The sequence below is a fragment of the Zarconia navalis LEGE 11467 genome, from assembly GCF_015207075.1.
Taxonomy (GTDB): domain Bacteria; phylum Cyanobacteriota; class Cyanobacteriia; order Cyanobacteriales; family Geitlerinemataceae; genus Zarconia; species Zarconia navalis.
Window position 1 is genome coordinate 1 of record NZ_JADEXN010000093.1, and the last position, 12,073, is coordinate 12,073.

The window sequence follows — 12,073 nt, forward strand, 5'->3', positions numbered from 1 at the left end:
TTCAAGAGATCGAAGCAGTTTGCCCAGACCGCACCCCAAATCGATCGACCCCCAACACCATCGGCTAAACTCTCCCAAAGCGCGCTGAAACCTTCTATTTCCACTGCTGATGTAGATCCGGGCAGAGGTTTAGATACAGATCGACTCTCAATGGCTTCTTCAATAGATTCGAGCCAACCGAGCACTTCACTGAGTGTGGACGCCGAAAAACCCACCGGTTTGTCTGGCAAGACAATTTCCACTCTCGGAGCGTCGGCCGTTCACCCCAATGTTAGAAGCCGCCTTAACGCTGCCGTTCACCGAGTTAGGGACGGCGAGAGCATTTACAAAATCGCTCGCCAGTACAATATTTCTGTCGAGGAGTTGGCCAATCTTAACGGCTTGAGCGACCCCAGTTTTATTAGAGTGGGTCAACAAATCGATATTCCCCCAGGAGCAACGCTGACACCCCAAACTTCGCTAACGGTGTTTGGCAACAAAGTAGCGTCCAAATCCTCCGAGAACGAAGAAAGCGTGCCTCGCGTCTCTTTACCCAGACATCGTTCGATTTCTACAAGCATCGAGCTAGATCCGATCGATTCTTCCACGAGCGGTAAGGTCAATGGAGTTCCGAATTTGGGGGTTGCTCGATCCCAAAAAGCAATTGACCGAACTCAAGCCGAATCGAGTTCCTGGGTCGCATTCGGTCAAGGCAGCGATGACACAAATCAACGTCTGGCAGCCAAGCTGAAAACGGGTTCCCCGAACCAGGCGAGTGCAAGTGCCGATACCCGCGAATACGTCGAGGAATTAAGAGCGGGTATTGACAAACTCCGCGCCAAGCATCGCGTCAGACCCGAGTCCGAAACCGTCGCAGCGGCAACAGAAGAGTCCATCTCTTCGGCTCGACAAATCAATCCAGAGTTTGCTCCCGAGCAACATACTGCCGCTCTACAAACCGAAGGTTTACAGCCTTGGAGTCAGTCTCATACCGAAGTTGAGGCTGCTGAGGTTGTAGAAGAAGAGTTTGTTCTCAGCGCGACTTTACCTGAAGAAACCATCGAGGAAAGCACGGCTTCTCTCGACTCGACAGCTTCCCAAGAAGATTCGGAAGTCGCTGTCGCACCGCTGGGTAGCCGTAATTACGCTCCCATCGGCGCACCGCGCATGGTATCGCCCGAATTACCCAGTTTGTCGGCTCCTCAAGCCTATCTGCCCAAAGTCGCGCCGGGAACTTTGTCTCCTGGAAGTGGGGACTTTTCCGGTTCGTATACCTGGCCCGCTCAAGGCGAATTGTCATCGGGTTACGGTTGGCGTTGGGGTCGGATGCACCAGGGAATCGATATTGCCGGTCCTGTGGGCACTCCGATTGTTGCCGCAGCATCTGGAGTCGTATCCTATTCCCGCTGGAACTCGGGCGGTTACGGAAACTTGGTGGAAATCACCCATCCCGATGGCTCGATCACTTTGTACGCTCACAACAGTCGCTTGTTAGTGAACGAAGGAGAAGAAGTCGCGCAGGGTCAACAAATTGCTGAAATGGGTAGCACTGGCTACAGCACTGGGCCCCACGTTCACTTCGAGCTTCATCCGGCTGGGGTGGGAGCCGTCGATCCGATCGCTTACCTACAGTAAAATTCTCCATTGGGTTTGAAGTGCGGAGTGTGCGAAGTGAGGAGCGAACATGGGTCATCAGGGAGTCTCTTTTCTCCCTGAATTCGACCCCTCAAACTTCAACCCGGTTAATGGCAGAAAAGCGATCTAAAATTCCTCGATTTCTAGAGGATATACAAAGCCTGCAAAAATATCCTAGTGAGGATACTTCTGCAATAAGCCAGCAGGGTGAAAATCGAACGGTTGATATACGGGTATGGAAGCGCCTTCTACGGCTCGAACGACAGCGCCTACTCGACCGATTGCGGTATGGGTTTCAAATCTTTGTAAGGTCTATCGAACGGGCTTTTGGCTAAACCAAAAAGTAGAGTCTCTCAGAGGGTGTTCCCTAAGCGTCTGGGAAGGTGAAACCTTTGGTTTGCTCGGTCCCAATGGAGCGGGAAAAACAACCCTTCTCAAGATGCTGCTAGGTATCGTTCGTCCCACTCAAGGGGAAGGGCAGTTACTCGGAATTCCCCTCGGAGATCGTTCGTCCAAGCAACGGGTCGGCTATTTGCCAGAAAACCCTTACTTCTACGACTATTTAACGGCGTGGGAATTCTTGGCGTTTGTTGCCGGATTGTTTGAGATTCCAGCATCCCAGCAACGCCAGCGTATCCCCCAGTTGCTAGATTTGGTGGGTTTGGCTCGATCAACGGCTCGAAAGAAACCCCTCCGACAATACTCGAAAGGAATGCTGCAACGGGTAGGCATGGCCCAGGCACTCATTAACGATCCCGAAATCGTGTTTCTCGACGAACCCATGTCCGGACTCGATCCCATGGGTCGCTACCAAATGCGGCAAATCATTTTGTGGCTCAAAGAGCAAGGAAAAACAATTTTTTTAATAGTCACGTTTTAGCCGATGTTGAAAAAATTTGCGATCGGGTGGCTATTCTAATCCAGGGCGAATTGGTTTGTCTGGGTTCGCTCAACGAACTCCTCGGAGGGAGTCAACACTATCAAGTTAAGGGTCGGGGAGGGCAATTCGAGGTCTTGAAAGAATGGATTCCCAATCTGACCGTCGAATTGGATGGTTGGCAGGGACATTTGCGGGGAACGCCGGAAGATTTTCTCGCCAGTTTGCGCTTGATGGACGCTCAGTTGGTTTCTCTAAGTTTGACTCGCCCTAGTTTAGAAGCATTTTTCATGCAAAAAATGCAGACCTACGGAGTGGGTGCGAGTCAATAAACGACGGGTTCCACGTTCGAGTCAAGCCTGTAGTTCGTTGAGATCTCCTCGATCGAGTCCCCAGTGCGAACCCAGTTTGGGGTAGAATTTGTAACAGATTATGAATTTGCCAGCAACTTCAAAGGCGAGGAGCCAGCCTCGATCGCTGCTGGCTGGTAGGCTAAATCAGTCTGTCATTTTTACCGTTCGAGATAATTTTAAAGCCTATGGATGTTGCCAATCTTGCCTCCCAACTCAATGCGGGGACGATTTTGCCAGAAGGAATTGTAATCGTCACCCTAGTGGTGGTGTTAGGGGTAGATTTGATTGTGGGGCGCACCTCCTCGCGCTGGACTCCCTACATCTCGATCGCTGGCTTGCTCGCGGCGGTCGCTGCCCTAATTTATCAATGGGACAATACCGAGTCGATTGCTTTTTTGGGGGCGTTTAATGGCGATGCTCTCAGCCTGATGTTTCGCGGTATTATTGCCCTCTCCACAGCCGTAACGATTTCGATATCCGTGCGCTACGTGGAACAAAGCGGTACGTCTCTGGCAGAATTTATCAGCATTCTCCTAACAGCCACCTTGGGCGGAATGTTTTTATCCGGAGCGAACGAGCTGGTCACGATTTTTGTCGCCTTGGAAACCCTGAGTATCTCTTCGTATCTACTCACCGGTTACATGAAACGGGACTCTCGCTCTAACGAAGCTGCCTTGAAGTACCTGTTAATCGGAGCATCGAGTTCGGCTGTTTTTCTGTACGGCGTGTCTTTGCTGTACGGACTATCCGGCGGTCAAACCCAACTCGACGAAATTGCGGCTGGAATTGCGGCTGGCAGCGCCGGGTCATCCATTGGCATGGCGATCGCCTTGGTCTTTACCATCACCGGTATCGCCTTTAAAATTTCTGCCGTTCCCTTCCACCAATGGACTCCCGACGTTTACGAAGGCTCCCCCACTCCCGTGGTGGCATTCCTCTCTGTCGGTTCAAAAGCTGCGGGGTTTGCCCTTGCCATTCGTCTTCTGACAACTGCCTTCGAGCCTGTGACCGATCGCTGGCATTTTGTCTTCACGGCTCTAGCAATCCTGAGTATGATCCTGGGAAATGCCGTTGCCCTGGCTCAAACCAGCATGAAGCGGATGCTAGCCTACTCTTCCATCGGTCAAGCCGGATTTGTGATTATCGGTCTGCTTGCGGGCACGGAAGCGGGGTATTCGAGCATAGTCTTCTACCTGTTCGTCTACTTATTCATGAACCTGGGTGGCTTTGCCTGCGTGATTCTCTTCTCCCTGCGAACGGGAACCGACAAGATTAGCGAGTATGCCGGACTCTATCAGAAAGATCCTCTCTTAACGTTGGGTCTAAGTATTTCCTTACTGTCTTTGGGAGGAATTCCACCGTTAGCTGGCTTCTTCGGCAAAATTTATCTATTTTGGGCCGGTTGGCAGGCAGGGCTGTATCTGTTGGTCTTGCTCGGATTAGTCACGAGTGTGGTGTCGATTTATTATTACATCCGCGTCGTGAAAATGATGGTGGTCAAAGAGCCGCACGAGATGTCGGACTCCGTAAAAAACTATCCCGAAACTCGGTGGGATTTACCGGGGATGCGTCCGTTACAAGTGGGGTTAGTACTGTCGTTAATCGGTACATCTCTGGCTGGAATTTTATCGAATCCCTTGTTGACGATCGCCAACGATTCAGTCGATCGCTCGATGATTCTTCAATCGTCCTTAAATCCCAGTCAACCGATCGCGACAATCGTCGATCGAGTCAACCCTTCTCCGTCTATCCCGAAACCTTAAACGGGGCGACGGCGATCGCTGCTTACATTATTCCGGGGGAGTAATTTCGGAACAATTGGGTTCGAGCGGGTGAGTTTATACCTTCCTAAAAACGTAAAGACCCATTGAAAAACCTTTCCATTTTTCTCTCCCGAAAAAAACCCGGCTTCCATAAGCCGGGTTTTTCAGAGCCAATTTTTCTGGTGTCGGCCCACAAAAAAAGAGATGGGCTTCCAGGCTCCCATTTTGTTCGCTAAAATCAACGGAAGAAAAAATACGATCGCTTTCATCATCAAAAGATATGCAAAAGCTCACCCTATTCGCTGGTATTCTTTGGCTGACTGGATTTTCCATCCTCTCTAGTTCCACTCGCGCCCAAGCAATTGCCAACGATTCTAAATCGATCGCCCTTGATTCCTTCACGAACTCGGCGCAGAGTGCAAAAGCCATAATTCCAGCGCCCGAATTTGAGGCAATGGCACAGAACGCCAAACCCCGGAACGACTCGAGCAGTCCAGATCTCAACAGCTTACTGGTTAGAGGACGAGAATTTGTGGATGCGGGAGAGTATGGAGAGGCCTTAGCGATTTATGAGGAAGCGGCAACCCTCGACGATACGAACGCCCGTATTTTTTCAAGTATCGGCTATCTCCAAAGCAGTCAAGAAAACTTCTCGGCTGCCGTGGATGCGTATCAAAAAGCAATTGCCATTGAAGAGAACAATGCCGAGTTTCACTATGCTTTGGGATATGCCTTAGCCAATCTGGAACGATACGATGAGGCGGCGACAGCTTACGAACGCAGCACGGACATCAATGCCAATCGCGTCAATGCCTATTTAGGTTTGGGTGTGGTGAAGCTGCGCCAGGAAAAATACGAAGAGGCTCTCGGAGCATTCGAGCAGGTAGTGTCCCGCGAACCGGACAATTGGCAAGTTTTGGAGTCTATGGGTTCGGTTTTCATCGAACTAGAACGTTACTCAGATGCGATCGCTACCCTGCAAAAAGCCGCCGAACTCGCCCCCAATTCCGGTACCGTGCAACTCAATCTCGGGGTCGCCCTATTTAATACAGGCAAGCCGGAAGAAGGACTCGCCGCTTTTGAAAGAGCTGCCCGACTCGATCGAGATAACGGAGAATTGTACTTCCAGCTCGGCGACCTGTACAAGTCCATGGATAATATCGATCGGGCTTTAGAATACTACCGCCAAGCCGAGCGCGTTCAACCGGATTTAATCGAAACCCAGGCAGCCATTGGCGAAATTTTAATTGAAAAGGAAGACTTTTTAGAGGCGATCGTCGCCCTGCGTCAAGCAACCCAACAGCAACCCGACAATGCCGACGCCCATTACAACATGGGATTGGCTCTGCTCGGCCGGGAGCGGGAAGATGAGGCGATCGAATACTTCGAGAAAGCGTTGGAGTTGTACCGACAGCAGGACGATCGTGAAGGGGTTGAGAATGCCGAAGCCCAACTCGACGAACTCGATTGAGGCCGGAGCCGGGGAAGCTCACAAGTGTAGGTTTTTTACTCAGGGGTGAGTCGCTACTCTCTGACTGGGCAGAAACGATGCGCGGGACAACCATGATTCGTTCGCGATCGAATAATTCACGGAGAAAATGTCAATTGGGAGTGAACGAAAAACCTTCATTTGAGCGACTTTGGTAAAAAAACTACACTTGTCAGAGCCGGGGAAGAGTCTATCGTGAATTTCGATCGCCCCTCGCGACATCCTTCCCATCTCCGGTTTACAGAATTCCCAACATCCCAACCAGGGTCTGCCAGCGATCGGCGGCTATCTGAGTTAGGTAATGGGAGAAGGGGAGACTATCGACTACCATACCCACGCACAATAGCATCAGGTAGAGAATGGAATATTTAAACAGCGATCGGGCTGCATCGCGATCGTCTGGGGCGTGCCACAACTCCCACGCTTTGCGAGCGAAGATCCATCCCAATCCGATTGCGATTCCCAGATAGACGACACCGCAAACACCGAGGGGGTAAACCATCAGAACCGTCGCCGGCAACATCAACAAGGTGTAGAGCCAAATTTGCTTCGTCGTTTCCTCGTTCCCCTCAATCACCGGTAACATCGGCACGTCCACTTCAGCGTATTCATCCCGAATGTAAATTGCCAAAGCCCAGAAATGGGGAGGCGTCCAGAGAAAGACGATAACAAACAACATCCAAGCGCCCCAGCTCAAATCTCCCGTGACGGCAGCCCAACCCACGAGGGGAGGAATCGCTCCGGCAGCACCACCGATGACGATATTCTGGGTACTGTGGCGTTTGAGCCAGTGGGTGTAGATGAGGACGTAGAAAACGATCCCCGACATTGCCAGCATGGCCGCGAGGAGGTTGGCACACACCGTGAGTAAGGTAAACGCGCAAGCTGCCAGAGCAATGGCGAAAAGCAAGGCATCCCGAGGCTGGACGCGACCCGAGGGTAGGGGACGATGGCGGGTGCGTTCCATCACGTAATCGATATCGCGATCGTACAGGCAATTGATGACATTCGCCGAAGCTGCCGATAGCGCTCCACCCGTCATGGTGGCAAAAAAGAGCAACGGATCGATTCGACCGCTGGCAGCGACCCACATCCCGGCAGCAGTGGTAATCAACAGCAGGATAATAATCCGAGGCTTGGTGAGCTGATAGTAAGTCTCTATGACTTGGAATACATTTTGATGGTGTCGTTGAGTGTTGGAACTAGCAAGATGTTGCATGAATTTCTCGTCCTCTCGTAAAAGGCGATCGCGCGACGATACGATGGCGCGATCGATTCGTAAGTTCTCGATCTCAGTTTTGGGGTTCGACGACAGAGCCATTGACTCTTGATGGAATCGGTATTCAAGGGAGTGGGTCAGACTCAAGACCCCGTCGAAATTTGAGGCTTTTCGAAGGCTTGGAAATCGATTCGAGGGAGGTCGGGGTCGAAGCGATCGATAAAAATCAAGTCAAAAAATACACGGGACGGGGATGGGTAAACTAAACCGTCTTGATGGGCGACGTTGAGTCATCGCGCATCGCCAAGATGGTAAAAGCGACCAAGCTACCGAGTAAAAGCGCACCCACGGTTTGATGGGCGACGGTGAGGGGTTCCACTTGCAGGTGTAGGTAAAAGGTGGCGACCCCCAGAGAAATTTGTGCCACCAAGAGACCTCCAGAAAGATGAGCGGTTTTGCGCAAGGTCGGGTGTAGCCCCGGTGTTCGCCAAGCCCCTACAAGCAGAATAACGATCGCCACTGTGGGGAAAACCACCCCGGCAATATGTCCGTTCATGACGATACAAAGCTGTTGGTTGCCAAAGCATTGATGCAAGGCCCATTGAGAGGCGACCAAGCCCCCTAACAAGCTTTGGAAGTAGACCAAAATTGCCCCCGCACCGCTGACCCAACCCCATCGACGGGCCGTTCCGGTTCCTTGATAGGGGGTAAGGATTAAGCCCACCACCAGGACGGCGACGAACAACAGCAAAGCCGTTCCCAGGTGGGCGGTGACGATATCGAATCGTAGTAATTGCGTCACCGTCAGCGCGCCTAAAACTCCCTGGAAAACGATTGTTGCCAGGATGCCGATCGCCGCCCAGGGCAGCCAGCGAGGAAGCTCGCGCCGAAACCACCCGCACACGCCGACTAAACCGATGGCCATCAACCCGATAGCGGCTGCGTCGAGGCGATGGAACCACTCCAAAAAGACTTGCAGGTTCATCTGCTCGGTGGGAACGAGTTCCCCATAGCATAGCGGCCAATCCGGACAGGCTAACCCGGCATTCATCACCCGCGTCGCACTGCCAATTGCCATCAAAATTAGGATAGCGATCGCCATTTTCCAAATTAAACCCCGGATAAACTCCAGAGGTTGGAAGCCAGTGGACGAATCTATCTTTTTCGGTGAGTTGGCTGAATGGAGAATAGAGTTTGCCATATGCAACAAAAGTTCATCAGAATGAGAGCCGCTACCGATCGACAACTCGCGAGCCGCATCGGGTTGTTCTTGGAGAGTGATATGTTTACCTTAAAGGGTCAATCTCACCGAACAGTATTGCTTTAGCAATGTCTTAAGATTGCCTTGAGGAGCGAGATCGGCTAAGCTTGTGAATTTACAAATGTTCGTACTTTGAGTGTATCGCCCGAAATTGCGACATTGGCTCGACGATCCAAAAAAAAAACTAAAGATTTGGCCGGCTAGTCCACCGGGCCCACAACCTGCTCTACCTTGGTAAGTGTAGAAAACGATGAGAGAGGGCGACGGTGAGCGATAGTGCGACAAGTTTTACTTTTACAATGATGAAGTAGCGACCTCAAGCCGCACCATGAAATCGGTTTCGATCGTCCTTCCCCCACCTCCGCACAACCCGAACCGAAGAATCCGGCGCTCGAAGCCCAAACCTCCCAGAGGAGAAATGTAACGTGAAAATCCCAACTGCAATTATCACCATGCTATTTGGCGTGGTCATTACCCTAGCGAGTTTGTGGTACGGTCAAAACAACGGTTGGATGCCGATCGCGGCCTCCCAAGAAGCGCCTTTGGTGGATGGCTTGTTCAATACGATGATGACCATTGCCACCGGACTATTTTTACTCGTTGAAGGGGCGATCGTCATTGCAATCTTTCGATTTCGCCAACAACCCGGAGACAATACCGACGGACCGGCAATCGAAGGTAACTTGCCCCTCGAAATTCTCTGGACGGGCATTCCCGTGGTTATCGTCGTGGGACTGTCGATCTACAGTTTTGAAGTTTATAACACCATGGGCGGCTTAGATCCGATGGCCTCGGGCGATCGCCAGGTCGTTCAAGTGGCCGCCAATCCCGATGCCCAGATTTCCGGGCTGATTCCGGGCGATTCTCAAGCCAGACCCGATCGCGTCGCCGTTGGGGTGGGGGCTTCTCCCCAAACCCAAGGACAACCTGCTGATGTGGAAGTAGACGTGTTAGGTCTGCAGTTTGCTTGGATCTTTACCTATCCCCAAAGCGGTGTAGTTTCTGGAGAACTACACGTTCCAGCCGATCGGGAAGTCAAACTCAACATTAAAGCCCAAGATGTCCTTCATGCGTTTTGGGTTCCCCAATTCCGCCTCAAGCAAGATGCAATTCCCGGACGAACCGTCGAACTGCGCTTCAAGCCCCAAATTCCCGGAACCTATCCAATCGTATGCGCCGAACTGTGCGGGTCTTACCACGGGGCAATGAGGTCTCAGACGATCGTCGAAGCCCCAGAAGACTTTGATGCTTGGTTGCAGTCTCAAATTGCCATGACCGAAGCCGGTGAGAACACCGTCGCCATGGTTCCGGAGACTCTTTCCAAGACCGATCGCCTCGCCCTGCGAACTGCCGATTTAGGCGTAGACGATCGCACCCTCGCCCAACTCCATCACACGGGTCACCATCACTAAATCGAGACTCAACTGAAATTCAGTTATGACAGCAACATCACTACAACCTGACGCGAAGCCCGAAGGTCATTCCCACCCAGAGAAATGGCCTTGGACGGCCTACTTTACTTTCAATACCGATCACTAGGTCATCGGTATTCAATACCTGGTCACCAGCTTCATTTTTTACCTGATCGGTGGGGTGATGGCGACGGGTATGCGCGCGGAACTCGCAACACCTAACCCAGACTTTCTAGGCTTCGAGAACTATAACGGCGTTCTCACCCTCCACGGGACGATCATGATTTTCCTATGGATCGTTCCGGCCGGAACCGGGGCGTTCGCCAACTACCTAATTCCGCTGATGATCGGGGCGAAGGATATGGCATTCCCCCGATTGAACGCGATCGCCTTTTGGATGGTTCCCCCCGGCGGTATTTTGCTTCTCTCTAGCCTGATCACCGAAACTCCCGGCGCGGGTTGGACTTCTTATCCACCTCTGAGTACGTCCAGCGGTCAAGTGGGACAAATGACTTGGATTCTCAGCGTCCTAATTCTGGGAACCTCTTCGATTTTGGGGGCGTTGAACTTCCTCACTACCCTGCTGACGATGCGCATCAAGGACATGACGTTTTACGATATGCCCTTGTTCTGCTGGGCGATGCTGGCAACCTCGGCACTGGTTCTGATTTCGACTCCAGTACTTGCCGGGGCGCTCATTTTGCTCAGTTTCGATTTGATTGCCGGGACGGCATTTTTCAATCCCACCGGTGGCGGCGATCCGATCGTCTACCAGCACTTGTTCTGGTTCTACTCCCACCCGGCGGTGTACATCATGATTTTGCCGATGTTCGGCATGATTTCCGACATTCTGCCCGTCCACGCCCGCAAGCCCATTTTCGGCTATACGGCGATCGCCTACTCCAGTTTGGCGATTTCCTTTTTGGGATTGATCGTCTGGGCGCACCATATGTTCACCAGCGGGACTCCCGGCTGGCTGCGGATGTTCTTTATGATTGCCACGATGGCGATCGCCGTCCCGACGGGAATTAAGGTCTTTAGCTGGGTGGCCACCATTTGGCGGGGTAAACTTCGCCTCAACACGCCCATGCTGTTCGCGATCGGTTTTGTCGCCTTGTTCCTCATCGGCGGACTCAGCGGCGTGATGCTGGCTTCGGTGCCCTTCGACATCCACGTTCACGATACCTACTTCATCGTCGCCCACTTCCACTACGTCCTCTTTGGTGGTAGCGTCACCGGAATCTACGCCGGAATCTACCACTGGTATCCGAAAATGACCGGGCGGATGTTCAACGAAACCTGGGGCAAGGTTCACTTCTTCCTCCATTTTGTCGGGTTTAACCTCTGCTTCTTCCCCATGCACGTTTTGGGACTGCAAGGAATGCCCCGGCGGGTGGTACAGTACGATCCCCAATTTGCCACGGTGAATATGGTGTGTACCGTCGGATCGATTATCTTAGCGTTCTCGACGATTCCTTTTATCATTAATGCCGTTTGGAGTTGGTCGAAAGGCCCCAAAGCGGGTGCAAACCCCTGGAGAGCGTTAACCCTGGAGTGGCAAACAACCTCTCCCCCGGCGATCGAGAATTTCGATGAAGAACCCGTTCTTTGGTCGGGACCTTACGAATACGGCATCGATCTAGAATTGATAGAAGACGATCGATCGGTGGACGAACTCTTGGAAGAAGTAAAAGCAGAAATGTAAGCCATCGTCCTTTGCCATCTAAACTCACAAAATAATGGGGCAGTCGGCAAAGGACAAACAACACCGAACACAGACAACACAGACGAGAAGATCTATGCAAGGTTCAGCGATCGATCCGGCCAAAACCGAACTCAACTACCACAACTCCGAGGAAGCTGCTGCGGGTCACCACGAAGAACATCCAGACCATCGACTGACGGGAATTTATCTGTTTCTGGTGGCAGAAGCGATGATTTTTCTAGGCTTGTTTGCCGCCTATTTAACCTTTCGGGTGGTGACTCCGGTGTGGCCGCCGGAAGGTACTCCAGAAATGGAATTAGTTCTACCGGGAATTAACACGGTGATTCTAATTTAGAGCAGTTTAGTGATGAAGCAAGGCA

At 51.9% G+C, this 12,073-nt stretch carries 7 protein-coding genes and 2 pseudogenes; 7 read left to right on the plus strand and 2 right to left on the minus strand.

Features of this window, described 5'->3' with window-relative positions; translation table 11 throughout:
- From IQ235_RS07040 to IQ235_RS07055, 4 genes and pseudogenes are all read left to right on the plus strand, one after another.
- A partial coding sequence (locus IQ235_RS07040; protein ID WP_264320779.1) for a peptidoglycan DD-metalloendopeptidase family protein occupies window positions 1–1,614 on the plus strand: 1,614 nt, incomplete at its 5' end.
- 235 nt (window positions 1,615–1,849) lie between these two features.
- A pseudogene (locus IQ235_RS07045) lies at window positions 1,850–2,823 on the plus strand (ABC transporter ATP-binding protein).
- Window positions 2,824–3,029: 206 nt separating this feature from the next.
- Complete coding sequence (locus tag IQ235_RS07050) at window positions 3,030–4,607, plus strand: NAD(P)H-quinone oxidoreductase subunit N (RefSeq protein WP_264320780.1); 1,578 nt, start codon at window positions 3,030–3,032, stop codon at window positions 4,605–4,607.
- 280 nt (window positions 4,608–4,887) lie between these two features.
- Window positions 4,888–6,078: a tetratricopeptide repeat protein gene (locus IQ235_RS07055; protein WP_264320781.1), complete on the plus strand. Its 1,191-nt coding sequence runs from the start codon at window positions 4,888–4,890 to the stop codon at window positions 6,076–6,078.
- Between the two features lie 256 nt (window positions 6,079–6,334).
- Here the strand turns inward: IQ235_RS07055 and IQ235_RS07060 are convergent, their stop codons facing one another.
- Together IQ235_RS07060 and IQ235_RS07065 are read right to left on the minus strand one after the other, a co-directional pair.
- Window positions 6,335–7,315 (minus strand): heme o synthase, encoded by a 981-nt coding sequence (locus IQ235_RS07060; protein WP_264320784.1) that lies wholly within the window; start codon window positions 7,313–7,315, stop codon window positions 6,335–6,337.
- 262 nt (window positions 7,316–7,577) lie between these two features.
- Window positions 7,578–8,516 carry a COX15/CtaA family protein gene (locus IQ235_RS07065; protein ID WP_264320782.1) on the minus strand — a complete coding sequence of 313 codons (939 nt, stop codon included), beginning with the start codon at window positions 8,514–8,516 and terminating at the stop codon, window positions 7,578–7,580.
- A gap of 485 nt (window positions 8,517–9,001) precedes the next feature.
- On the opposite strand from IQ235_RS07065, the gene IQ235_RS07070 reads away from it, so the two are divergent.
- The 3 genes and pseudogenes from IQ235_RS07070 (at window position 9,002) to IQ235_RS07080 (ending at window position 12,048) form a co-directional block, all read left to right on the plus strand.
- Window positions 9,002–9,988, plus strand: coding sequence for a cytochrome c oxidase subunit II (locus IQ235_RS07070; protein ID WP_264320783.1), 987 nt, complete (start codon window positions 9,002–9,004; stop codon window positions 9,986–9,988).
- A 25-nt stretch (window positions 9,989–10,013) separates the two neighbouring features.
- Window positions 10,014–11,693 (plus strand): annotated as a pseudogene (ctaD, locus tag IQ235_RS07075) (cytochrome c oxidase subunit I).
- Window positions 11,694–11,787: 94 nt separating this feature from the next.
- Window positions 11,788–12,048: a cytochrome c oxidase subunit 3 gene (locus tag IQ235_RS07080; RefSeq protein ID WP_405196655.1), complete on the plus strand. Its 261-nt coding sequence runs from the start codon at window positions 11,788–11,790 to the stop codon at window positions 12,046–12,048.
- Window positions 12,049–12,073: the final 25 nt, after the last annotated feature.